At 64.7% G+C, this 22,853-nt stretch carries 21 protein-coding genes; 7 read left to right on the forward strand and 14 right to left on the reverse strand.

The features are described from left to right. The first annotated feature begins 14 nt into the window (after positions 1–14). Positions 15–2,372: an Orn/Lys/Arg decarboxylase N-terminal domain-containing protein gene (locus tag AB7G19_RS29585; protein ID WP_085400649.1), complete on the forward strand. Its 2,358-nt coding sequence runs from the start codon at positions 15–17 to the stop codon at positions 2,370–2,372. A 6-nt stretch (positions 2,373–2,378) separates the two neighbouring features. Then, positions 2,379–2,957, forward strand: a complete 579-nt coding sequence (locus AB7G19_RS29590; RefSeq protein ID WP_441268658.1) for an N-acetyltransferase family protein — start codon at positions 2,379–2,381, stop codon at positions 2,955–2,957. A gap of 3 nt (positions 2,958–2,960) precedes the next feature. Here AB7G19_RS29590 and AB7G19_RS29595 read toward each other — a convergent pair whose 3' ends face one another. The 3 genes from AB7G19_RS29595 to AB7G19_RS29605 all read right to left on the reverse strand — a co-directional run bounded on the left by AB7G19_RS29595 (position 2,961) and on the right by AB7G19_RS29605 (position 4,929). Beyond that, positions 2,961–3,173 (reverse strand): hypothetical protein, encoded by a 213-nt coding sequence (locus tag AB7G19_RS29595; protein ID WP_028150282.1) that lies wholly within the window; start codon positions 3,171–3,173, stop codon positions 2,961–2,963. 140 nt (positions 3,174–3,313) lie between these two features. Beyond that, a complete protein-coding gene (locus AB7G19_RS29600) occupies positions 3,314–3,763 on the reverse strand; it encodes a flagellar basal body rod protein FlgC (protein ID WP_135215001.1) in 450 nt (149 codons plus the stop codon). A 116-nt stretch (positions 3,764–3,879) separates the two neighbouring features. Beyond that, the gene (locus AB7G19_RS29605; protein ID WP_441268659.1) at positions 3,880–4,929 is read right to left on the reverse strand and encodes a hydroxyacid dehydrogenase; all 1,050 of its coding nucleotides are present in this window, start codon (positions 4,927–4,929) and stop codon (positions 3,880–3,882) included. A gap of 244 nt (positions 4,930–5,173) precedes the next feature. Here AB7G19_RS29605 and AB7G19_RS29610 point away from each other — a divergent pair, with 244 nt between their 5' ends. The 3 genes from AB7G19_RS29610 to AB7G19_RS29620 all read left to right on the forward strand — a co-directional run bounded on the left by AB7G19_RS29610 (position 5,174) and on the right by AB7G19_RS29620 (position 6,785). Further along, positions 5,174–5,740, forward strand: a complete 567-nt coding sequence (locus tag AB7G19_RS29610; RefSeq protein ID WP_085400646.1) for a thiamine pyrophosphate-binding protein — start codon at positions 5,174–5,176, stop codon at positions 5,738–5,740. A gap of 8 nt (positions 5,741–5,748) precedes the next feature. Continuing rightward, positions 5,749–6,345 carry a thiamine pyrophosphate-dependent enzyme gene (locus AB7G19_RS29615; RefSeq protein ID WP_085400644.1) on the forward strand — a complete coding sequence of 199 codons (597 nt, stop codon included), beginning with the start codon at positions 5,749–5,751 and terminating at the stop codon, positions 6,343–6,345. A gap of 77 nt (positions 6,346–6,422) precedes the next feature. Beyond that, a complete protein-coding gene (locus AB7G19_RS29620) occupies positions 6,423–6,785 on the forward strand; it encodes a VanZ family protein (RefSeq protein ID WP_085400642.1) in 363 nt (120 codons plus the stop codon). 60 nt (positions 6,786–6,845) lie between these two features. On the opposite strand, the gene AB7G19_RS29625 is transcribed toward AB7G19_RS29620, so the two are convergent. From AB7G19_RS29625 to AB7G19_RS29675, 11 genes are all read right to left on the reverse strand, one after another. Further along, positions 6,846–7,229, reverse strand: a complete 384-nt coding sequence (locus AB7G19_RS29625) for a DUF1236 domain-containing protein (RefSeq protein WP_014496647.1) — start codon at positions 7,227–7,229, stop codon at positions 6,846–6,848. 112 nt (positions 7,230–7,341) lie between these two features. Then, positions 7,342–8,229, reverse strand: coding sequence for a 2-hydroxy-3-oxopropionate reductase (locus AB7G19_RS29630; protein ID WP_085400641.1), 888 nt, complete (start codon positions 8,227–8,229; stop codon positions 7,342–7,344). A 12-nt stretch (positions 8,230–8,241) separates the two neighbouring features. Next, a complete protein-coding gene (gene hyi / locus AB7G19_RS29635; protein ID WP_085400639.1) occupies positions 8,242–9,027 on the reverse strand; it encodes a hydroxypyruvate isomerase in 786 nt (261 codons plus the stop codon). Positions 9,028–9,040: 13 nt separating this feature from the next. Beyond that, a complete protein-coding gene (gcl, locus tag AB7G19_RS29640) occupies positions 9,041–10,831 on the reverse strand; it encodes a glyoxylate carboligase (protein WP_085400638.1) in 1,791 nt (596 codons plus the stop codon). A gap of 152 nt (positions 10,832–10,983) precedes the next feature. Next, positions 10,984–12,786 carry an adenine deaminase C-terminal domain-containing protein gene (locus AB7G19_RS29645; protein WP_085400636.1) on the reverse strand — a complete coding sequence of 601 codons (1,803 nt, stop codon included), beginning with the start codon at positions 12,784–12,786 and terminating at the stop codon, positions 10,984–10,986. Between the two features lie 85 nt (positions 12,787–12,871). Continuing rightward, positions 12,872–13,672 carry an NYN domain-containing protein gene (locus AB7G19_RS29650; RefSeq protein WP_038931674.1) on the reverse strand — a complete coding sequence of 267 codons (801 nt, stop codon included), beginning with the start codon at positions 13,670–13,672 and terminating at the stop codon, positions 12,872–12,874. A gap of 54 nt (positions 13,673–13,726) precedes the next feature. Then, positions 13,727–15,226, reverse strand: a complete 1,500-nt coding sequence (locus AB7G19_RS29655; protein ID WP_085400634.1) for a tripartite tricarboxylate transporter permease — start codon at positions 15,224–15,226, stop codon at positions 13,727–13,729. After that, positions 15,226–15,708: a tripartite tricarboxylate transporter TctB family protein gene (locus tag AB7G19_RS29660; protein ID WP_085400632.1), complete on the reverse strand. Its 483-nt coding sequence runs from the start codon at positions 15,706–15,708 to the stop codon at positions 15,226–15,228. Before AB7G19_RS29660 ends, AB7G19_RS29655 begins: the two co-directional genes overlap by 1 nt. Beyond that, positions 15,705–16,673, reverse strand: coding sequence for a Bug family tripartite tricarboxylate transporter substrate binding protein (locus AB7G19_RS29665; protein ID WP_085400631.1), 969 nt, complete (start codon positions 16,671–16,673; stop codon positions 15,705–15,707). The genes AB7G19_RS29660 and AB7G19_RS29665 overlap by 4 nt, the downstream gene beginning before the upstream one ends. 115 nt (positions 16,674–16,788) lie before the next feature. Then, complete coding sequence (locus tag AB7G19_RS29670) at positions 16,789–17,631, reverse strand: IclR family transcriptional regulator (RefSeq protein ID WP_063984517.1); 843 nt, start codon at positions 17,629–17,631, stop codon at positions 16,789–16,791. Positions 17,632–17,847: 216 nt separating this feature from the next. After that, positions 17,848–19,977, reverse strand: coding sequence for an acetate--CoA ligase family protein (locus tag AB7G19_RS29675; protein WP_028150267.1), 2,130 nt, complete (start codon positions 19,975–19,977; stop codon positions 17,848–17,850). A gap of 347 nt (positions 19,978–20,324) precedes the next feature. Here AB7G19_RS29675 and AB7G19_RS29680 point away from each other — a divergent pair, with 347 nt between their 5' ends. Next, a complete protein-coding gene (locus tag AB7G19_RS29680; RefSeq protein ID WP_166105920.1) occupies positions 20,325–21,020 on the forward strand; it encodes a GntR family transcriptional regulator in 696 nt (231 codons plus the stop codon). A 74-nt stretch (positions 21,021–21,094) separates the two neighbouring features. Then, positions 21,095–22,828, forward strand: a complete 1,734-nt coding sequence (gene oxc, locus AB7G19_RS29685) for an oxalyl-CoA decarboxylase (protein WP_085400629.1) — start codon at positions 21,095–21,097, stop codon at positions 22,826–22,828. Positions 22,829–22,853: the final 25 nt, after the last annotated feature.

Consider the following 22,853-nt stretch of genomic DNA (forward strand, 5'->3'; position numbering starts at 1 on the left):
ATTCGGGACACACCATGGATTATTTCAAGCGCTTCAACTTCCTGTTCGCCGCACCTGTGTTCGACGCCGACGATCTGGAAGGCATCCGCTTCAACCAGATTATCGAGGAGATCCAGCGCTCCGGCTTCGAGGTCGTGAGGGCCCGCAGGTTGGAGGACGCGGAGATCGCGGTGCAGACCGACGCCGCGATCGGCTGCATGGTGGTGGACTGGGGCAAGAAGGGCCTCGAGGGGAAGACCTCGGCGCTGATCAACCTGATGCGGCGCCGCGGCCTCGACTTCCCGATCATCCTCCTGATCCGGCGCAAGCGCTTCGAGGATTTGCCGGTCGAGGTGCTCGACTTCATCGACGGCTATGTCTTCCTGTCCGAGGAGACGCCGACCTTCATCGCCAAGAATTTGATCAGCCGGCTCAAGCAATATGCCGAGACGCTGAAGACGCCGTTCTTCGGCGCACTGGTCGATTATGCCGAGGAAGGCAACCAGCTCTGGACCTGTCCGGGTCACAATGGCGGCGTGTTCTACAACCGCAGCCCGATCGGCCGGGTCTTCGTCGAGCATCTCGGCGAATCCGTGTTCCGCGACGACCTCGACAATTCCGTGCTCGACCTCGGCGACCTCCTCACCCACGAGGGTCCCGCGCTGAGGGCGCAGAAGGAAGCTGCCCAGATTTTCGGCGCGGAGAAGACCTATTTCGTGCTCAACGGCACCTCGACCTCGAACAAGGTCGCGCTCGGCGCCCTCGTCACCGACGGCGACCTCGTGCTGTTCGACCGCAACAACCACAAGGCCGCCCATCACGGCGCGCTGATGATCAATGGCGGCGTCCCGGTCTACGTCCCGACCATCCGCAATGCCTGGGGCCTGATCGGCCCGATGCGCTGGGACATGCTCGACGAAAAGGCCCTGCGCGAGGCGATCCGGAACCATCCGCTGGTGACGGACAAGGACGCCTGGCGCAAGGCGCGGCCGTTCCGCGTCGCCGTCGTCGAGCAGTGCACCTATGACGGCTCGATCCACAGCGCCGAGATGATCCTGAAGCGCATCGGCCATCTCTGCGAATACATCCTGTTCGACGAGGCCTGGGCCGGCTTCATGAAATTCCACCCGCTCTATGCCGGCCGCTTCGCCATGGGGCTGGCGAACCTTCCCCCCGAAGCACCCGGCATCATCGCGACGCAGTCTACCCACAAGCAGCTCGCGAGCTTCTCACAGGCCTCCCAGATCCACATCAAGGACCGCCATATCCGCGGCCAGAAGCGGCGCGTCGAACACCGCCGCTTCAACGAGAGCTTCATGCAGCACGCCTCGACCTCGCCGTTCTACCCGCTGTTCGCCTCCCTCGACGTCGGCGCGCAGATGATGAAGGGCCGCTCGGGCGAGGTGCTGTGGGACGACACGATCCGGCTCGGCATCGAGCTGCGCAAGAAGATCCGCGCCATGCGCCGGGAGTTCGAGGAGAAGGAGCAAAATCCGGATCGCCGCTGGTTCTTCGAGCCCTTCGTGCCCGATCGCGTCGCCATTCCCGACGTCAGCCGCCCCGGCGCCGCGCACAACGTCGCCTGGGAGACCCTCTCCACCGACGAGCTCGCCACCAATCCGGCGCTGTGGCAGCTCTCGCCAGATACCAACTGGCACGGCTTTCCCGATCTCGCGGAGGGCTTTGCCATGACCGACCCGAACAAGCTGACGCTGCTGACGCCCGGCTTCGATCGCACCACCGGCGCCTATGCCGAGCACGGCATTCCCGCGCCCGTGGTCGCGCAGTATCTGCGCGAAAACCGCATCGTCCCTGAGAAGAACGACCTCAACTCCCTGCTCTTCCTGCTCACTCCCGGCGTCGAGGCGAGCAAGGCCGGCACGCTGATCTCCGGGCTTGTCGCATTCAAAAGGCTGCATGACGACAACGCGTTGCTGGCCGACGTCATCCCTGAATTCTACCAGCGGCGGCAGGCGCGCTATGCCGGCGTGCGGCTGCGCGATCTCTGCGGCGACATGCACCGCTTCTTCCGCGCCGCCGATGTCAGCGCCCTCCAGGCCCGGCAGTTCATGCCCGAGCACATGCCCGAGATCGCGATGTCGCCGCGCGATGCCGCGCGCTATCTGTTCAAGAACGACGTCGACTATTTGCCGATCGAGGCGATCGCGGGCCGCATCGCCACCACGCCGTTCGTGGTCTACCCGCCCGGCATCGCCACCATCGTCCCCGGCGAGCGGCTGACGGAGCGGGCCAAGCCCATGGTGGATTATCTCAAAATGTTCGAAACCTGCTTCAACACGTTCCCGGGGTTCGATGTGGAAATCCAGGGCGTCTACAAGGAGATCGATGCACAGGGCCGCATCGGCCTCTATACTTACGTCGTTGCCGAGTAGGTGCCGATGAACGAAACAGCGATTGCGCGTACAGATGACGAACCGGTTCTGGTCCGCCCCTCACGGGAGAGCGATGTCGAGGCGATGCTGGCGATCTACCGCCATCACGTCCGCAATGGCGTGCCGCTCGACGTCGAGGGAACCGGCGCGCCCGAACCGGACGATCTGCGCGACCGCCGCAAGAACCTGAAGCAGACCCGCCTGCCGCATCTGGTCGCGACCTATCGCGGCGAGGTGGTCGGCTATGCCTATGCGGTGCTGTTCCGCAAGCGCCCGGCCTACCGCTACACGGCCAAGCACTCGATCTACGTCCACCACGAGCATCTCGGTCGCGGCGTCGGACGGCTGCTGCTCCAGGGAATGATCGATGCGTGCGCGGCGGCCGGCTTCCGCCAGATGATCGGCTATATCGATGCCGACAACGCGCCCTCGCTGGCGCTGCACGAAAAGTTCGGCTTCGCGCGCGCCGGCGTGCTCTGCGGCGTCGCCTATCGCCACGGCCGCTGGTCGGACACGGTCATGGTGCAGCGATCGCTCGGCGCGGGCATCACCGCGCCGCCGACGCTAACGGCACCGGGCCGTTAAACCTTACGAGGGAAAGTCAGCCGGCTTGACCTGGATCCGGTCGGCATGCAGCGACCAGTGATGCAACGCCTGGTCCTTGCAAAACCTCGCCTTCGCCCGCTCCCTGGCTTCGTCCTCGTCGGTGGCGTCGATTTCGAGCGTGCCCTGGCAAACCTCGATCTGCCGGCCGTACTGGCCGAGCACGTCCTTCATGAACCTGACGACATAAGTTGACATGGGACCTCCTGCCTGCGCCAGCGTGCCCCGGCGGCACTTTAATCCCATTTAGCCTGAACCGGGAAAGGAGATTTTGACGCGGATCAAGATCGGTGACGGTTCCCGCCGCCAACGCAGGCGTCGATACAATCCGTCAGCGATCACGTCTTGATATCGAGGAGGGTCTGTTCTGTCTCGGCGTAGGCTTGAATGACCTTCGCATTGGCAATGAAGCTGTACTTGGCGGCCGCCATTTGAACGAACTCGCTGGCGAGATCGACGTTCGGCGCGGCGACAAGGCCGTCCTCGTTTGCGAAGGCAGCGCCGGGGTCGGATTGTGCGGTATAGCTCGGCGAAACCGTCGACACGGTCGCGACCGTACCGCCTGGCGTCGAGCCGCTCGATTGGGAGACCTGATCGATGCGCAACGGCACATAGGCCGCTGGAAATGTCGGGCCAATGCTCGAGCTGCCCGCACCGGCCGATGTGCTCGATCCGCTTGAGGCGGGTAGCGGGCCGGTCGTGCGGACATTGGCGATGTTGCTCGCGGCCACGTTCACGCGCAAACTCGCCGCGGAAAGTCCGGATGTCGCAATCGAAAATATGCTCATGGACTTCAACTACAGGACAAGTGATACGCGTTCATTCACGCCATCAGTAAAATCCGCCGCTTTCTGTTTTCATCCGCGTAACCAACGATCGGAGCGCGATCAGGCTTCGCACGCCCCTACCCCGGCGTCACGCCGAACGCCTGCTTGAAGCGCTCGGCGTAGCGCGGCCAGACCTCGGGATTGATGATGCGCGGCGGGCGTTTGCCGTCGAGCGTGTCCAGCACCTGCTCGGCGGCGATGCGGCCCATGTTCTGGCGCGCCTCGATCGTCACGCCTGCGGTGTGCGGGCTCGCCAGCACGTTGTCGAACTGGAGCAGCGGATGCTCGGGCGGCGGCGGCTCCTTCGACCAGACGTCGAGGCCGGCACCGGCAATGCGCTTGTCGCGGAGCGCCTGGAGCAGCGCATCCTCGTCGTGGATGAAGCCGCGCGCCGTGGTGATGAAATAGGCGTGCGGCTGCATCAGCACGAATTCGCGCGTGCTGATCATGTTGCGGCTTTTCTTGTCGAGCGGACAGGAGATCGAGACGAAATCGGCGCGGCGCAGCAGCTCGTCGAGCTCGACCTTCTCCCCGCCCCGCTCGGCCATCACCTCGGCCGACAAATACGGGTCATAGGCCAGCACCGTCATGCCGAGCAGGCCCTTGCACAGCGCGGCAATGCGGCGGCCGACATTGCCGAGGCCGATGATGCCCACGGTCTTGTGCTCGACCTCGTTGCCGACGAGCTCGTTGCGGTTGACGTTGGCCTCCCTGCGGAGCTTGCGGTCGGACTGGATGATGCGCTTGGACAGCGTCAGCATCATCGCCAGCGCATGCTCGGCGACGGAATGCGCGTTGCCACCGGACTGGTTGACGACCAGCACGCCCGCATCGGTGCAGGCCTCGACATCGACGGGATCGAAGCCCGCGCCATTGCTGGAGACCAGCAACAGGTTCGGCGTGCGCTTCAGGAAGGCGGCATCGACATGGAAATGCGGGGCAAGTTCGTCGCGGGCGGCTCCGATCTGGTAAACATGCGCCGCGTTCAGGATCGGGGCATAGAAATCTTCCGGGCTCTCGTTCTCGATGCGATCGAGCCGGACGTCGGACCGCGCCTTCAGGATGTCGATATAGATCGGATTGGCCAGGTATTTGACGTAGAAGACACGCTTGCTGTTGACGGACATCAGGACCCTTCCGGCTCTCTCAAGGAGACCCGCAAGGCCAGCGCACCCCGCGCTCCGTCCATGCGTTCCTCCCGTTTTTGCATTATCGCCGCTTATGACATGGCGGTGCCGGCCACGACAGGCCGTCTGGCGCAGATCACGGTGCTGGCCCGGACATGTTGACAATCCCGCTGCCTGCGTCAAGTTCGGCAGACCGCCGCGACGACCAGAACCAAGAAGCATGCGCGGCTCAAGGGAGAACGCAATGGCGCTTGCGGAACAGCAGACCTCGCCCCAGGCGGCACAAGGCGCCGGCGACAGGAGCTGGCACGGCATCGTCCTGCAGACCCTGAAGCGGAACGAGATCAGCCTGATCCCTTACGTGCCCGACCGCGTGCTGACGCCGCTGATCAAGAACCTGCACGCCGACCCCTTCTTCACCACCTTTGCCACCGCCCGCGAGGAGGAGGCCGTCGGCATCGTCTCCGGCGCCTGGATGGGCGGACGTCGCGGCGCGGTGCTGATGCAGACCTCCGGCTTCGCCACGCTCGCCAACGTGCTGGCCTCGCTCGCGGTGCCCTACCAGATCCCGCTGATCATGTTCGTCTCCGAGCGCGGCACGCTTGGCGAGTTCAATTACGGGCAATCGCTGGTCTGCCGGACCATGCGCCCGGTGCTGGATTCGCTCGCGCTGGAGCACCACACCATCACCCGGCTCGACGAACTCGAATTCATCGCCGACCGCTCGATCAAGCAGGCCGTCACCACGCAAGCGCCGGTGGCGTTAATCCTCAACCCGCTGCTCACCGGCGGCAAGACGTTCGACAAGTGAGGTCGGCGATGAACACGCGCAATACCAAGGTCATGAACCGCTTCGACGTTACCTCGCGCCTGATCGGAAAGCTCAAGCACGAGGAAGCCGTGGTCGGCGGCATCGGCAACACCAATTTCGATCTCTGGGCCGCCGGCCATCGCCCGCAGAACTTCTACATGCTCGGCAGCATGGGGCTGGCTTTCCCGATCGCATTGGGCGTCGCGCTGGCCCAGCCCGATCGCCGCGTCTTCGCGCTCGAAGGCGACGGCTCGCTGCTGATGCAGCTCGGCGCGCTCTCGACGATTGCGGCGTTGAAGCCGAAGAACCTCATCATGATCGTGATGGACAACGGCATCTACCAGATCACCGGTGCGCAGCCGACGCCGGCCGCTGGCGTCGCCGACATCGTCGCCATAGCCACAGGCTCGGGACTTGCCAACAGCGCCTGGGCCGCGGACGAGGAGGATTTCGAGCGGCTGGTCGACGAGGCCATGTCCGCCTCCGAGCCGAGCCTGATCGCGGTCCGCATCGACGACAAGCCGGGCGTGGGTACCACCCGCAGGGATCCCGTCCAGATCCGGGAACGCTTCATGCACGGCCTCGGCGTACGCGAGCCACTTTAACGTTTCGTCATTAACTACACGGCGATCTGATCCCTGCCCCGCAACAGGCCGTTGCAAATCCGTGCTATCGGCACCGGATGCCCATTTTTATTCGCTTTTTTGCCTGGCTGCTCGCGGCCGCCGTCACTTTCGCAACCCTCGGCCCGCCCGGCCTGCGGCCCCATTCCGACCTCGGCCAGGACGGTGAGCACGCCCTCGCCTTCATCCTGGTGGGACTGGCCTTCGGCCTCGCCTACCGGAATCGCCGCTGGGCCATCGCCGCCATCGCGGTGGTCCTGATCGGCGTGCTCGAGCTGATGCAGTTCTGGGCACCGGGACGGCATGCACGGCTGGACGATTTTCTGGTCGATGCCGGCACCGCCTGTATCGGCTTTGCGCTCGCCGCCGTCGCCGATTGGATCATGGCACGCCTCCGCGCCAATTCGGCCCTGACGAACTAGGGCCCCGCGGAGTGACGCTCCGCGGGGCCCGGCTCTTCAAAGCCTTCACGCTCTGACCGATCAGTCGATGATCTTGACGACGCGGCGCGTGCGCGGTTCGACGATGACGCGGCGATCGTTCACGACCGCGTAGCGATACTCGGTATAGTTCGGCACGGGGCGCAGCACCACGGTCGGGGGCAGCGGCTCGCCGACGACGACGCGCTCGTGGATCACGACGGAATCGTCGCGCGGGATTCCGCCGAGCACGGCATTCGGAATTTCGAGGCCCGCGCCGACGGCCGCACCGACGGTGCCGCCGACCATCGCGCCGATCGGTCCGCCGATGTCGCCACCCGCACGTGCGCCGTCCCTGGCGCCCTGTTCGGTCGTCGACTGGGCAAAGGCTGCACTCGACGCCAGCAGCGACACGGCAGCCAGCGAAATCGCAAGACGGGTCTTCATGTCCACACTCTCCAGTGATTGTTCTGCGCCTTCAACCGCGGGGGCGGACCATTGTTCCGGTTCCCGCACGACGAAAGACAGACCAGATCTGGAGAGTGTTACCGCGTAACACTTACGCTGCGGCGATCTCGTGTCCCGCCATCAGTTCCAGTGCCCGCACCATCGCGGAATGATCCCAGGCCTTGCCGCCATGCGCGGCGCAGGACGAGAACAATTGCTGCGCCAATGCCGTGCTCGGCAACGACAGGCCGAGCGCGCGCGCACCTTCGAGCGCGAGGTTGAGGTCCTTCTGGTGCAGCTCGATGCGGAAGCCCGGCTCGAAATTGCGCTTCACCATGCGCTCGCCATGCACTTCGAGAATCCGCGACGATGCAAAACCGCCCATCAGCGCCTTGCGCACGAGAGCGGGATTGGCCCCCGCCTTGGATGCGAACAGCAGCGCTTCGCTCACCGCCTCGATCGTCAGTGCGACGATGATCTGGTTGGCCACCTTCGTCGTCTGACCATCGCCATTGGCGCCGACATGCGTGACGTTCTTGCCCATCTTGTCGAAGATCGGCTTCATGGTGCCAAAGGCCCGCTCCGGCCCGCCGACCATGATGGTGAGGGTCGCGGCCTTGGCCCCGACCTCGCCGCCCGACACCGGCGCGTCGAGATAGTCCGCGCCTAGCGCCTCGATCTTCTTCGCGAATTCTTTGGTCGCCAGCGGCGAGATCGAGCTCATGTCGACGACGATCTTGCCCTTGGAGATCCCGTTAGCAACGCCGTCCTTACCGAACAGCACCGCCTCCACATGCGGGGTATCAGGCACCATGATGATGACGGCATCCGCCTCCTCCGCGACCTCCTTGGCTGACTTGCAGGCGATGCCACCCGCGGAAATCAGCTCAGGCGCGACCGGCGCGACGTCATGTAGGAGCACGCGATGGCCTGCGGCCAGAAGGTGGCCGGCCATCGGCCGTCCCATCGTGCCAAGTCCGATGAAGCCGATATCGATCATGTCTACGTTTCCTCAGGTCTCAAATGTCTGCGCGGCGTGCCAGGACAGGCCTTCCAGCGTCGTGGTGCGCGGCTTGTATTCGCAGCCGATCCAGCCGCGATAGCCGATCGCGTCGAGGTGGCGGAACAGGAAGGGGTAGTTGATCTCACCGGTGCCGGGCTCATGGCGACCGGGATTGTCGGCGAGCTGGATATGGGCGATCTGCGGGAGATATTCCTGCATGGTCCGGGCGAGATCGCCCTCCATGATCTGCATGTGGTAGATGTCGTACTGGATGAACAGATTGTTCGACCGCACCTCGGAGATCAGCTGAACCGCCTGCTCGGTGCCGTTGAGGTAGAAGCCGGGAATGTCGAGCGTGTTGATCGGCTCGACCAGGAGCTTGATGTTCTCGCGCGCCAGCGTCGAGGCGGCAAAGCGAAGATTGCCGACCAGCGTTTCGTTGAGCTCGCGCGGGTCGGCATCGGCAGGCGCGATGCCGACGAGGCAATTGAGCTGCTCGCAATCGAGCGCCTTGGCATAGTCGATGGCACGGAACACGCCGTCGCGAAATTCACTGACGCGATCGGGCAGGATCGCGATGCCGCGCTCGCCCGCCGCCCAGTTGCCCGCTGGAAGATTGTGCAGCACCTGCGTCAGCCCGTGAGCTTCGAGCTGCTCGCGCAGCAACGCCTTGTCGAAATCATACGGGAAGAGATACTCGACCCCGGAGAAGCCCGCCGCTTTCGCCGCGGCGAAACGGTCGATGAACGGCATCTCGTTGAAGAGCATGGTGAGGTTGGCGGCAAATTTCGGCATGATGCTGTTCCCCCTATTCCGCCGGCTGAAGCACGCCGGGCCGCGCGGTCGAGACCTCGTCGAGCGGCAGATCCAGCACCTCCTCGAACTCGACGATGTTGTCGATCTCCGTGCCCATCGCGATGTTGGTGACGCGTTCGAGAATGAACTCGACCACGACGGGCACGCGGTGCTTCGCCATCAATTCACGCGCGGTCGCAAACGCCGCCTGCGTATCCTTGGGATCGGTGACGCGGATCGCCTTGCAGCCCAGGCCTTCGGCGACCGCGACATGGTCGACGCCGTAGCCACCGAGCTCCGGTGCGTTGACGTTCTCGAAGGAGAGCTGGACGTGGTAATCCATGTCGAAGCCGCGCTGGGCCTGGCGGATCAGGCCGAGATAGGAATTGTTCACGACGACGTGGATGTAGGGCAGATTGAACTGCGCGCCGACCGCGAGCTCCTCGATCAGGAACTGGAAGTCGTAATCGCCGGACAGCGCGACGATCTCGCGATCCGGGCATGCCGCACGCACTCCGAGCGCGGCAGGCAGCGTCCAGCCGAGCGGGCCGGCTTGCCCGGCATTGATCCAGTTGCGCGGCTTGTAGACGCCCAGGAACTGCGCGCCGGCGATCTGCGACAAGCCGATCACGGTGACATAGGTGGTGTCGCGGCCGAAGGCCTTGTTCATCTCCTCATAGACGCGCTGCGGCTTGATCGGGACGTTGTCGAAATGGCTCTTGCGCAGCATCGTCTTCTTGCGATCGCGGCAGGCCGCGGCCCACGCCTGGCGCTCGCGGAGCCTGCCTGACCGGCGCCACTCCCTGGCGACGGTGACGAAGAGCTCGAGCGCGGCCTTGGCGTCCGAGACGATGCCGAGATCCGGATTGAACACGCGCCCGATCTGGGTCGGCTCGATGTCGACATGCACGAAGGTGCGACCCTTGGTGTAGGTCTCGACCGAGCCGGTGTGACGGTTGGCCCAGCGGTTGCCGATGCCGAGCACGAAGTCGGATTCCAGCATGGTCACATTGCCATAGCGGTGGCTGGTCTGCAGGCCGACCATGCCGGCCATCAGCACGTGGTCGTCGGGGATCGCACCCCACGCCATCAGCGTCGGCACGACCGGCACGTTGGCGATCTCGGCGAATTCCACCAGCAGGTCCGAGGCGTCGGCGTTGATGATACCGCCACCGGCGACGATCAGCGGCCGCTCGGCGGCGTTGAGCATCTCCAGCGCCTTCTCGACCTGCTTGCGCGTCGCGGTGGGCTTGTAGACTGACAGCGGCTCATAGGTCTCGTCGTCGAACTCGATCTCGGCGAGCTGCACGTCGAGCGGCATGTCGATCAGCACCGGACCCGGCCGGCCCGAGCGCATGATGTGAAAGGCCTGGCTGAACACACGCGGCACCAGCGCCGGCTCGCGCACGGTCACAGCCCATTTGGTGACGGGCTTTGCGATCGACTCGATGTCGACGGCCTGAAAATCTTCCTTGTAGAGCCGTGCGCGCGGCGCCTGCCCGGTGATGCAGAGGATCGGAATGGAATCGGCGATCGCCGAATAGAGCCCGGTGATCATGTCGGTGCCGGCCGGCCCCGACGTGCCGATGCAGACGCCGATATTGCCGGCCTTCGCCCGCGTATAGCCCTCGGCCATATGCGAGGCGCCCTCGACATGGCGCGCGAGAATGTGGCGGATCGACCCGCGCTTCTTCAGCGCCGAGTACAGCGGATTGATCGCGGCCCCGGGAACGCCGAAGGCAGTCGAGATGCCTTCCTTCTCCAGAATTCGCACGGCAGCATCGACGGCTCGCATCTTCGCCATATCGGACCTCGCTTGAGTTGCGTCAGCGAGCGCGATCATCGGGCGTGCAAGATGCGATCTCAACGAGATCGATTTTATTTTCCACGATGCGGCAGCCGTGGAAAAACCGCGGCGGTCTCAAGCGGTTAGATCGACATCGGCGTGAAAGCCGCTCACTCGAACAGTGGCGCGAGCTCCATCTGCGGCACCAGCACGAGGCCCTTGTCGGTGATACGAATTTCCGGAATGACCGACAGCGGAATCAAATTGAAGCCCATGTAGGGGATGGTGCAGCCGGCTTCGGCCCATTCCTTCTTCAGTACCTTGACCGCTTCGGCGACCTCGGTGACCCGTTTGTCGGAGAGCAGGCCTGCGATCGGCAGCGGAACCAGCGCCCTCACCTTGCCGTCGGCGACGACGCAAACGCCGCCCTGCTCCGCCTTGATGGCCGATATCGCCGCCTGCATGTCGCCCTCGTTGGTGCCGGCGACGATGATGTTGTGGCTGTCGTGCCCGACGCTGGAGGCGACCGCCCCGCGCTTCAGGCCGAAATCCTTCAGCAGGCCGTAAGCCACATTGCCGGCCGACTTGCCGTGGCGCTCGACCACCGTGACGAAGCACAGGCCGTAGCGCTCAAACAGCGACGGCCAATCCTTGGCCGGCTCGATCGCGACCTTCTCATGAATCAGCGTAATGCCCGGCAACGCGGTCTTGATAGCGTTGACGGTACACGCCTTCGCCGGCAATTCCGGCGTCAGCTTGACCTTCTCCGGCAGCTTCACCGTCGCATAGGCCGCCTTCGGATATTGATAGCGCTGCGACAGCGCCTGATCGAGCCGCGGCGTAATCTTGCCATGCTCGACCACCAGCTCGCCGCCATACCAGGTGCATTGCGGCTTGAGCTGATCGTCCATCAGCACGAGATCGGCGCGGCGGCCGCCGCCGAGCCCGCCGATATCGCCCTCCATGCCGAAGCGTATGGCGCCATGCAGCGAGCCCATCGACCAGGCCTGTTCGGGCGACATGCCGGCCTTTACGGCCTCGCGCACCACCCAGTCGAGACCGAACAGCAGAAGATCGTCGGCATCACGGTCGTCGGTGCACACGGCCGTACGTTTGTGCGACGCCCCGAGTTCGGTGATGGTGCGGATCGCCTGCGGCAGCGAATGCCAGGGCGTGGTCGGCGGACCGCCGCGCAGGAACACCCAGACGCCGGCGTCGAGCAGATCGTCGGCGATATCGCGATCGATCGCCTCATGGGTGTCGGTGACACCGGACGCCGCATAGGCCGCGACGAATTCACGGCCGTAAACGTGTCCGGACACCGGCCGCCCCCGCTTCAAGGCAGCGGCAAGAATGGCATGGCTGCGCTCGTCGCCCATCGTGACAGGCACGAAATCCATCTTCTCGCCGAGCGCGACCGCTTCGGGCCAGCGGTCGAACAGGCCGGCGATCTTGTCTGGCGTGAGGTCGCCGCCCGCGGTCTCCAGTTCCGCCGACGTGGCCGGCACCGTGCTCGGCACCGTCAAAAAGATCGAGAGCGGCGCCTCGCGCGCGTCCTCCAGCATCGCCTCGACACCGGCGACATCCATGACGTTGCCGATCTCGTGGCTGTCGCAGAAGATCGTGGTGGTGCCGTTGAGGAGCGCAGCCTCGGCATAGGCGCAGGCCGTCACCATGGAGGATTCGATGTGGATGTGCGGATCGACCAGCCCCGGCGCGATGATGCCGCCGGCGGCGTCGTAAAGCGGCACCCCGCCCCAGACCTTCTTCGCCGCCCCGGCCGGTTTCACCGCTGCGACGCGGCCACCGGTGATCCAGACCTCCCGACCGGGATGGATACGTTCCGAATAGGTCGAAAGCACCCGGGCACCCGTGACCACGAGATCCGGTGCGACGCGCGCGGAGGCGACATCGGCCAGACGCCGGGTCATCGAATGCAGCGGTGCGACGGCGAAGCGGCTAAGTCTGGTCATCGGGACCCTCGCGTGGCGTTACGGCCCGGCGATGGTTACGCCCTGCGCTATAGCGGGCAAGCGCAAATATAACGGCAGGCCCTGCTTACGCCTTAGGCGCCGAACTGCCCGTCGCCCCCGCCCTTGCGGGCCTGCGCGGGTTCCGCCTTCTCGGCGGTGCTGCAGCAGCGGGCTTGACCCGAATTCGCATCGACCGGCCCTTTGGCTCATCGATCTCGAACGAATTCGTCTTGCGTACGAGGTCACTCAGCTTGCGGAACCCGAACGTTCTCGGATCGAAATCGGAGGCCAGATTGGCGAGCTGCCGGCCGACTTCGCCGAGCGCGACCCAGCCGTCCTCGCTCTCCATCTGGGTGATGACCTTCTTGATGATGGGCGTGGCGGCATCGGGCGGCTGAAGCGACGTCGATCTTGAGGCGGCATCCTGGGTGGTCGCCGGGACGGAGACCAGGTTCTCGGTGTAGACGAACCTTCGGCAGGCCTGCCTGAAGCTCTCCGGCGTCTTCTGCTCGCCGAACCCGAACACGTCGACGCCCTGCTCGCGGATGCGGGCGGCCAGACGGGTAAAGTCGCTGTCGGAGGAGACCAGGCAGAAGCCGTCGAACCGGCCGCTGTGAAGCAGGTCCATGGCGTCGATCACCAGGGTTATGTCGGAGGCATTCTTTCCCGTCGTATAGGCGAATTGCTGCTGCGGGATGATGGCGTGCTTCGACAGAATGTCGGCCCAGCCCCTGGACCGTGCATTGGAGAAGTCGCCATAGATGCGGCGGACGCTGGCCTCGCCGATCTTGGCAATCTCCTCGAACAGCCCATCCGCGATCTTCGCAGAGGCGTTGTCGGCATCAATCAGGACGGCGAGACGGGGCGAGCGAAGTTCCGACGGCATGGCGTTTCCTCAACGAGCTGGACGCAGCATTAGAGGACGCGCGCGCCGGGACGGCTAGTCCTCGTTCGCCTTGAAGCGCCCCATCCCCTTCAGCACGAACGGGGCCAGCAGCGCAACCAGCGCAATGCCGAGCAGCGTCGCCGAGATCGGGCTCTGGAGCAGCGTCATGGGATCGCCGAGGCTGATCGCGAGCGCGCGGCGCAGCTGGCTCTCGGCGATCGGACCGAGGATCAGGCCGACGACGACCGGCGCGATCGGAAAGTCGAACCGGCGCATCAGGAAACCGAGCACGCCGAAGCCGGCGAGCATCGACAATTCGACCACCGACGGCTTTGCGGCGATGGTGCCCATGGTCGCGAACACGAGAATGCCGGCATAGAGCCAGGGCTGCGGGATCGCGAGCAGCCGCACCCACAGGCCGACCAGCGGCAGATTGAGCACCAGCAACATGCAATTGGCGATGAAGAGACTGGCGATCAGGCCCCAGACAAGGTCAGGCCGCTCGGCAAACAGCAGCGGCCCCGGGTTGAGGCCGTACTGCTGGAACCCCGCCAGCATCATCGCGGCCGTCGCCGAGGTCGGCAATCCCAGCGTCAGCAGCGGCACCAGCGTGCCGGCGGCGGAGGCGTTGTTGGCGGCCTCCGGTCCCGCGACGCCTTCGATCGCGCCCTTGCCGAATTCTTCCGGATGTTTTGTCAGCCGCTTCTCAGTGGAATAGGACAGGAAGGTCGGGATCTCCGCGCCGCCAGCGGGCAGCGCACCGATCGGGAAGCCGAACATGGTGCCGCGCAGCCACGGCTTCCACGAACGCTTCCAGTCTTCTTTCGTCATCCACAGCGAGCCCCGCACCGGCTCGAGCTTTTCCTCAGTGTGGTGGCGGCGCGATGCGACGTAGAGCGCCTCGCCCACCGCAAACAGGCCGACAGCAAGTGTGGTCACCTCGACGCCGTCGAGCAGCTCGGGGACGCCGAACGCAAGCCGCGCCTGACCCGTCAGCTTGTCGATGCCGACGAGGCCCAGCGTCAGGCCGATGAAGAGGCTGGTCAGGCCGCGGACCGGGGAATCGCCGAAGGTTGCCGACACCGTGACGAAGGCGACGCACATCAGCGCGAAGTAATCCTCGGGGCCAAAGCGCACGGCGAAATCGACCAGCCACGGCGCGAGAAACGCAAGGCCGATGGTGGCGATGGTGCCGGCGACGAAGGAGCCGATCGCGGAGGTCGCAAGCGCCGGCCCGCCGCGGCCGGCCTTGGCCATCTTGTTGCCTTCGAGCGCAGTCGCCATCGAGGCACTCTCGCCGGGCGTGTTGATCAGGATCGCCGTGGTCGATCCGCCATACATGCCGCCGTAATAGATGCCCGCGAACATGATCAGCGAGCCGCCGGGGTCGAGCTTGTAGGTCACCGGCAGCAGCAGCGCGACCGTCAGCGCCGGGCCGATGCCCGGCAGCACGCCCACTGCCGTGCCAAGAAACACGCCGATCAGCGCGTAAAGCAGGTTCATCGGCTGGACGGCGACCGCCATGCCGTGGGCCAGCGCCGCAAAAGTGTCCATCACAGCAGTCGCTCCAGCGGGCCGGTCGGAAGGCTCAGCGTCAGCAGCCGGTCGAACGCGAGATAGATGAGAGTCGACATCACGAGGGCGATGATGCTGTCGACGAGGATGGCACGGCGCCCGAAAGCTGCCGACGTCGTCACGAACAGCGCCGACGTCGCCAGGATGAAGCCGCCGCCGAAGCCGATGATGGCAATGAGGAGCGCAAGGCCAACGAGGATCAGAACCACAGGCACGGGATCGGCGCTCTCGCGCGCCGGCAGATTGCCGCGCAGCGCGTCGATGAAATTGCCGATCGCGAGCAGCGCAAGGCCGGTGGCGACCACGACCGGCATTGCCTCCGGTCCCATCCCGTACATCGAAGTGGATTGTAGCCCGCGCGCGTCCCAGACCAGCACCGCGGCGAGACCTGCGAGCAATACAGCGATGACGATGCCGGCGCGATCGACGCGCCGCGGCTGGGCGGGATCGCCTGAGGTCATGACTTGACCAGGCCGACCGATTTCAGCACGTCGGTGACGCGCACGGTTTCCTTCTTCAGGAAGTCGACGAAGGCGTCGCCGCCGAGATAGGCATCCTCCCAGCCCTTCTGCTTGAGGATCTCCTTCCAGGCGTCCGACTTCACCATCTTCTCGACCGCATTGCTCAGCGTCTTGCGCTGCTCCGGCGTGATGCCGGGAGGCGCGACCACCGAACGCCAGTTGGCGATCACGAGGTCGATGCCTTGCTCCCTAAAGGTCGGGATGTCGCTGCCGGCGATGCGCTTCTCCGAGGTCACGCCGATCGCGCGCAGTTTGCCGGATTTGATCTGCCCTTCATATTCGCTCAGCCCCGAAATGCCCGCGGTGACCTTGCCGCCGAGGATTGCCGCCAGCGATTCGCCGCCGCCGGAGAACGGGATGTAGTTGATCTTCTTCGCGTCGGCGCCGACGGCGCCCGCGAACAACGCGGCCATGACGTGGTCGACGCCGCCGGCCGAGCCGCCGGCGAAGGTCACCTTGGCGATGTCGGCTTTCACCGCGGCGGCGAGATCCTGCGCGGTCTTGATCGGCGAATTCGCCGGCACCACGATCACCTGGATTTCCTCGGTGAGGCGCGCGATCGGCGTCACCTGCTCGAGCGTGACAGGCGATTTGTTCATGGCGAGCGCACCCACCATGACGAAGCCGTTGACCATCAACTGGTTGCCGTCGCCCTTGGCGCCGTTGACGAACTGCGCGATGCCGACGCTGCCGCCGGCGCCGGGAACGTTGACGACCTGCACGCTGCGCGCGACGCCCGAAGCGACCAGCGCCTGCTGCATCGAGCGCGCGGTCTGGTCCCAGCCACCGCCCGGGGCCGCCGGCGCCATCAGCTTGAGCTCGAGCTGCTGGGCGAAAGCGGGCGCAGCTGCCGCAAGGGTCAGCGCGACGGCTGCGCCGACAAGGCGCGCGGGAAATTTGAACATGGGGGGCATTCTCCAGGGCTCGTGCGGACGTCGTTGATCGGTTGCCGCATTGTGTCGTTTGGTCGCATATCAGCCAAAACGGCCGATGCTGTCCAGCGACAGGCCCGGTTCCTTGTTAGCCAGATTTCGGCATCACCCCGCCGAGCGCGACGGTCAACTCGCCGGCGACTTCGCGCACGATTTGGCCGATTTCCGGCAATCTGTCGTCGGTCAGGCGGCTGGTCATGCCCGAGACGGAAATCGCCGCGAGCGGCTCGGCGCAGTCGTTATAGACCACTGCGGCAATACAGCGCAGGCCCATACAGGCTTCTTCATCGTCGAGCGCAAAACCCTGCTTGCGTATCTTCTCGAGCTCCTTGAACAGGTCGCCCGGCCGCACGATCGACTTCTCGGTCAGGCGGGGCATGCCGTGATGGCGGATGACCGCGCCGACGTCCTCGTCCGAATAAGTCGCGAGCACTGCCTTGCCGACGCCTGACGTCACCATAGCGACGCGGCCGCCGACCTGGGTCAGCGAGCGCATGATCTCGCGGCTCTCCATGCGGGTCAGCACGATGATGAACTCGTCGTCGACGACAGCGAGATTGGCGGTCTCGCGAGTGAGATCGCGCAGCTTGCGCAAGTAAGGAATCGCCTGCGTGGAGAAATTACGCCGCCGGGCAAAGCTCGCGCCGACCGTGAAGCTGCGCACGCCGACATGCCATTTGGACTGGGCACGGTCGAACTGCACGAAGCGGCGGCTCTCCAGCGTCGCCAGCAGGCGGTGCACGGTCGAGGCCGACAGGCCGGTGCGCACGGCGAGGTCGCTGAGGCGATAGCCTTCGTCGTCTTCGGCCAGCGTTTCGAGGATCGATAGCGCGCGGTCGACGGACTGCACGCCGCCATCGCGCGCGTCGTGGTCGGCCTCCGATGGCGATCGAGGCTCGAGCGATTTGCGCCGGATCACGTTCTTGCTCATCGCGACCTGACCGTTCTCCCTCGCCCTATTCTTATTTCCCTCTCCCCGCTTGCGGGGAGAGGGTCAGGGTGAGGGGGAGTCTCCGCAAGGACGGTGACAGTTAGACTCGTGGAGAGTCCCCCTCACCCGAATTGCTTCGCAATTCGACCTCTCCCCGCGCGCGGGGAGAGGTGAATAACCACCCGCTCCGGATCATACCGAAGCGTCTTCGTCGTCTCAGAGCAGCCCCGCGCCGCGCGCCCACTTGTACTTGGCGCCGAGCACCTCGACCGGCAGCTCGGTGGAGTACGCGTAGGCCGGGATGCCGTTCTGGTAGAGATATTCGGCGGCTTCCTCGACCTCGACGTCGCCGGCGAGCGAGGCGACGATCGGCTTCACGAAGCCCTTGGCCTCCATCTCCTTCTTCACCTCGACCATGTTGCGGGCGAACACCATCGGGGGCGTGACGATGGTGTGCCAGTAGCCGAGGATCAGCGAATGGATCCGCTCGTCCGACAGGCCGAGCTTCACCGTGTTGACGTAGGTGATCGGCGGCTCGCCGCCGGTGATATCCACAGGATTTCCGGCCGCACCGAACGGAGGGATGAACTTGCGGAAGGCCGCATCCAGATCCGGCGGCATCGACATCAGCGACAGGCCGTTGTCGACGCAGGAGTCCGACAGCAGCACGCCCGAGCCGCCCGCACCGGTGATGATCAGCACGTTCTCGCCCTTCGGCGTCGGCAGCACCGGCACGCCACGGGCGAATTCGAGCAGCTGCCGCAGCGAGCGGGCCCGGATCACGCCGGACTGCGCCAGGACGTCCTCGTAGATCTTGTCGTTACCGGCGAGCGCGCCGGTATGCGACGAGGCCGCCTTTGCGCCGGCCGAGGTGCGGCCGGCCTTGAGCACGATGACCGGCTTCTTCTTGGAGACGCGCTTGGCGGCTTCCGCGAAGGCGCGGCCGTCCTTGAGGTCTTCGCAGTGCTGCGCGATCAGGTTCGTGTTCGGATCCTGCTCGAAAAAGGCGAGCAGATCGTCCTCGTCGATATCGGACTTGTTGCCGAGGCCGACGATCGCCGAGACGCCCATCTTGGCCGAGCGCGAGAAGCCGATGATGGCCATGCCGATGCCGCCCGACTGCGACGACAGCGCGGCGTGGCCCTTGACGTCATAGGCCGTACAGAAGGTCGCGCAGAGATTGGCCGGCGTATAATAGAAGCCGTAGATATTCGGCCCCATCAGGCGGATGTCGTACTTCTTGCCGACCTCGACGATCTCGGCCTGAAGCTCCGGCGCGCCGGCTTCGGCGAAGCCCGACGGAATCAGAACCGCACCCGGGATTTTCTTCTCGCCGCATTCGGTGAGCGCCGCCGCGACGAACTTCGCGGGGATCGCGAACACGGCCGTGTCGATCACGCCCGGCACGTCCTTCACGCTCTTGTAGGCCTTGTAGCCGAGGATCTCGGCGGCCTTGGGGTGGATCGGATAGATGTCGCCCTTGTAGCCGCCGTTGATGAGGTTCTTCATCACGGAGTTGCCGATCTTGCCGTCCTCGGCGGAGGCGCCGACCACGGCGACCGCCTTCGGCTGCATGATGCGGCTCATGGCCGCGACGATCTCTTCGGTCGGGCGCGGCTTCGGCTTGGGCACATAGGCGAAGTCGACGACGATGCGCACGTCGGCGGCGATCGCGTCCTTGGCCGTCGCGAACACCGGGTTGAGATCGAGCTCGACGATCTCGGGGAAATCGGTGACGAGCTGCGAGACCTTGACGATGACGTCGGCGAGCGCCGTACGATTCACCGCCTCGCCGCCGCGAACGCCCTTCAAAATCTCATGCGCCTGGATGCCGTCGAGCATCGACAGCGCGTCTTCCTTGGTCGCGGGCGCGAGGCGGAAGGTAATGTCCTTCAAGACTTCGACCAGCACGCCGCCGAGGCCGAAAGCGACCAGCTTGCCGAACGAGCCGTCGGTGATCGAGCCGACGATGACCTCGGTGCCGCCGGCCAGCATCTGCTGCACCTGGACGCCCTCGATCTTGGCATCGGACTTGTACTTCTTGGCGTTGGAGAGAATGGTCTCGTAGGCCTTCTCGGCATCCTCGGCCGTCTTGAGGCCGACGATGACGCCGCCAGCTTCGGTCTTGTGGAGAATGTCCGGCGAGACGATCTTCATCACCACTGGGAAGCCCATCGAGGAGGCCATTTTGCCGGCCTCACCCGCCGACCTGGCCACGCCCTCCTTCGGCACCGGAATGCCGTAGGCGTCGCAGACCAGCTTGCCTTCCGGCGCGGTCAGGCTGGTGCGGTTGTCCGCCTTGACCTGGTCGAGCACTTTGCGGACGGCATCTTTGGAATTGGACATATGGCTTCTCCCTTGACCTCAGTTCGTTCTTTCAAAGCGCGCGCGTGTAGCGGCTGCCCGTGATGCTTGCCATTCGCCGCGCTCTGTTCCATGTCGCGGAACGGAGTGGCATAAAGCCCACATTACTCCGCCGCTTTGGATCAAAAATGGCTGGCGATGGCATTTGGTATGCCAGAAGCCAACTTGTCAAGCTGCTGCATGACTTAGAACGCCGCAAAAAATAGCCAGCTTGACATTCTGGCATGTGGTATGCCAAAAACTTTCCAGTTAATAATCCTGTAAAAGACGACTCCCACTGGAGGAGATTCGTCGTGTCACTGCGGAAACCAACCAAGGCGTTGCCGAACATGACCGAGGCAGATATCGCAATCGTTCGTATTGCCCCGGAGAGCAGCTTCAAGAACAAGGCGTATGACGCCTTGAAGGAAGCCATCCTCAAGATGGACATCTACTCGACGCCCGAGCCGGTGATGCTCGACGAGCGCGCGCTGTCCGAACGCCTGGGTGTCAGCCGCACCCCGATCCGCGAAGCCATCGCGATGCTCGAGCAGGACGGCTTCGTGAAGACGGTTCCGCGCCGCGGCATCATGGTGGTGCGCAGAACCAAGAGCGAGATCGTCGACATGATCCGCGCCTGGGCGGCGCTGGAGAGCATGGCGGCCCGCCTGATCACCACCACCGCACGCAAGAAAGACATCACGGCGCTGCGCGACTACTTCAAGGATTTCGGCAAGGACCGCCTGCCCGAGGATCACGTCGAGGAATATTCGCGCGCCAACATCGCCTTTCATCAGGCGCTGATCTCGCTGTCGGAATCGCCGGTGCTGGTCGATCTCACCAACGACCTGCTGCTGCACGTGCGCGGCTACCGCCAGCTCACCATCGGACGCAAGGATCGCACCGCCACTTCGCTGCCCGAGCATCTCAGCATGATCGAAGCACTGGAAGCGCGCGACACCGAGCTCGCCGAGAAGCGCGCCCGCGACCACACCCTTGGCCTTGCCGCTTACGTCGAAGCGCACGGTCAAGAACTGTTCACCTAGCAACGTTCACCAGAAGGGCGAGCCATTCGCCCACAAAGCCTAAAACGGCATATGAGACCAGGGAGACAAGGCCCATGCTGAATACCGCGACCAAGTCCGAAGCACCGGGCACCGAGCAGGAATTGACGGATGGCTTTCATCTCGTCATCGACGCGCTCAAGCTGAACGGCATCAACACCATCTATAATGTGCCGGGCATCCCGATCACGGATTTGGGCCGCATGGCGCAGGCCGAAGGCATTCGTATGATCTCCTTCCGCCACGAGCAGAACGCCGGTTACGCCGCAGGCATCGCCGGTTACCTCACCAAGAAGCCGGGCATCTGCCTCACGGTGTCGGCGCCCGGCTTCCTCAACGGTCTCACCGCGCTCGCGCACGCCACCACCAACTGCTACCCGATGATCCTGATCTCGGGCTCCTCCGAGCGCGAGATCGTCGACCTCCAGCAGGGCGACTACGAAGAGATGGACCAGCTCGCGATCGCCAAGCCGCTGTGCAAGGCGGCCTATCGCGTGCTGCACGCCCAGGACATCGGCATCGGTCTCGCCCGCGCCATCCGCGCCGCGGTCTCGGGCCGTCCGGGCGGCGTCTATCTCGACCTGCCGGCAAAACTGTTCGGCCAGGTGATGAACGCCGATGCCGGCCAGAAGTCGCTGGTCAAGGTGATCGACGCCGCGCCCGCACAGATCCCCTCGCCCGCTTCGATCAAGCGCGCGCTCGACGTGCTCAAGGCGGCGAAGCGTCCGCTCATCATCCTCGGCAAGGGCGCGGCCTACGCGCAGGCCGATGAAGAGATCAAGTCGTTCGTCGAGAAGAGCGGCGTGCCGTTCCTGCCGATGAGCATGGCCAAGGGCCTCCTCCCCGACACGCATCCGCAATGCGCTGGCGCCGCGCGCTCCACGGTGCTGAAAGAATCCGACGTCGTGCTGCTGATCGGCGCCCGGCTGAACTGGCTGCTCTCGCACGGCAAGGGCAAGAGCTGGGGCGAGACCCCGAAGAAGTTCATCCAGGTCGACATCGAGCCGCGCGAGATGGACTCCAACGTCGAGATCGTCGCGCCCGTGGTCGGCGACATCGGCTCGGTCGTCTCCGCCTTCAATCAGGCGATCAGCACGGGTTGGACCGCGCCGCCGGCCGAATGGACCAAGGCCATCGTGTCCAAGCGTGACGAGAACGTCGCCAAGATGGCGCCGAAGCTCATGAACAACAAGTCGCCGATGGACTATCACGGTGCGCTCGGCGTGCTGAAGAACGTGATCAAGGACCATCCCGAGGCGATCCTCGTCAACGAGGGTGCCAACACGCTCGACCTCGCCCGCGGCGTCATCGACATGTACAGGCCGCGCAAGCGCCTCGACGTCGGCACCTGGGGCGTGATGGGCATCGGCATGGGCCAGGCGATCGCGGCTGCGCTCGAGACCGGCCATCCCGTGCTCGCGGTGGAAGGCGACTCGGCCTTCGGCTTCTCCGGCATGGAGGTCGAGACCATCTGCCGCTACAACCTGCCGATCTGCGTCGTCATCTTCAACAATGACGGCATCTATCGCGGCACCGACATCAACAGCGTCAATGCCGATCCGGCGACGACCGTGTTCGTCAAGGGCGCGCGCTACGACAAGATGATGGAAGCCTTCGGCGGCGTCGGCGTGAATGCCACCTCGCCCGACGAGCTCAAGCGCGCCGTCAACGAGGCGATGGCCTCGGGCAAGCCGACGCTCATCAACGCGGTGATCGATCCGGCCGCGGGCTCGGAGAGCGGCCGCATCGGCAACCTCAATCCGCAGAGCGTTCTGCAGAAGAAAAAGTAAGTCCTCCCCTTCAACCCTTAATTCC

Origin of the sequence: Bradyrhizobium sp. 215_C5_N1_1 (genome assembly GCF_052075935.1) — a bacterium.
In the GTDB taxonomy this organism is placed as follows: Bacteria; Pseudomonadota; Alphaproteobacteria; order Rhizobiales; family Xanthobacteraceae; genus Bradyrhizobium; species Bradyrhizobium barranii.

Coding starts and splice junctions, on each gene's coding strand:
- AB7G19_RS29585 (WP_085400649.1), top strand. CDS start 15: ATGGATTATTTCAAGCGCTTCAACTTCCTGTTCGCCGCACCTGTGTTC.
- AB7G19_RS29590 (WP_441268658.1), top strand. CDS start 2,379: ATGAACGAAACAGCGATTGCGCGTACAGATGACGAACCGGTTCTGGTC.
- AB7G19_RS29595 (WP_028150282.1), bottom strand. CDS start 3,173: ATGTCAACTTATGTCGTCAGGTTCATGAAGGACGTGCTCGGCCAGTAC.
- AB7G19_RS29600 (WP_135215001.1), bottom strand. CDS start 3,763: ATGAGCATATTTTCGATTGCGACATCCGGACTTTCCGCGGCGAGTTTG.
- AB7G19_RS29605 (WP_441268659.1), bottom strand. CDS start 4,929: ATGTCCGTCAACAGCAAGCGTGTCTTCTACGTCAAATACCTGGCCAAT.
- AB7G19_RS29610 (WP_085400646.1), top strand. CDS start 5,174: ATGGCGCTTGCGGAACAGCAGACCTCGCCCCAGGCGGCACAAGGCGCC.
- AB7G19_RS29615 (WP_085400644.1), top strand. CDS start 5,749: ATGAACACGCGCAATACCAAGGTCATGAACCGCTTCGACGTTACCTCG.
- AB7G19_RS29620 (WP_085400642.1), top strand. CDS start 6,423: ATGCCCATTTTTATTCGCTTTTTTGCCTGGCTGCTCGCGGCCGCCGTC.
- AB7G19_RS29625 (WP_014496647.1), bottom strand. CDS start 7,229: ATGAAGACCCGTCTTGCGATTTCGCTGGCTGCCGTGTCGCTGCTGGCG.
- AB7G19_RS29630 (WP_085400641.1), bottom strand. CDS start 8,229: ATGATCGATATCGGCTTCATCGGACTTGGCACGATGGGACGGCCGATG.
- hyi (WP_085400639.1), bottom strand. CDS start 9,027: ATGCCGAAATTTGCCGCCAACCTCACCATGCTCTTCAACGAGATGCCG.
- gcl (WP_085400638.1), bottom strand. CDS start 10,831: ATGGCGAAGATGCGAGCCGTCGATGCTGCCGTGCGAATTCTGGAGAAG.
- AB7G19_RS29645 (WP_085400636.1), bottom strand. CDS start 12,786: ATGACCAGACTTAGCCGCTTCGCCGTCGCACCGCTGCATTCGATGACC.
- AB7G19_RS29650 (WP_038931674.1), bottom strand. CDS start 13,672: ATGCCGTCGGAACTTCGCTCGCCCCGTCTCGCCGTCCTGATTGATGCC.
- AB7G19_RS29655 (WP_085400634.1), bottom strand. CDS start 15,226: ATGGACACTTTTGCGGCGCTGGCCCACGGCATGGCGGTCGCCGTCCAG.
- AB7G19_RS29660 (WP_085400632.1), bottom strand. CDS start 15,708: ATGACCTCAGGCGATCCCGCCCAGCCGCGGCGCGTCGATCGCGCCGGC.
- AB7G19_RS29665 (WP_085400631.1), bottom strand. CDS start 16,673: ATGTTCAAATTTCCCGCGCGCCTTGTCGGCGCAGCCGTCGCGCTGACC.
- AB7G19_RS29670 (WP_063984517.1), bottom strand. CDS start 17,631: ATGAGCAAGAACGTGATCCGGCGCAAATCGCTCGAGCCTCGATCGCCA.
- AB7G19_RS29675 (WP_028150267.1), bottom strand. CDS start 19,977: ATGTCCAATTCCAAAGATGCCGTCCGCAAAGTGCTCGACCAGGTCAAG.
- AB7G19_RS29680 (WP_166105920.1), top strand. CDS start 20,325: ATGACCGAGGCAGATATCGCAATCGTTCGTATTGCCCCGGAGAGCAGC.
- oxc (WP_085400629.1), top strand. CDS start 21,095: ATGCTGAATACCGCGACCAAGTCCGAAGCACCGGGCACCGAGCAGGAA.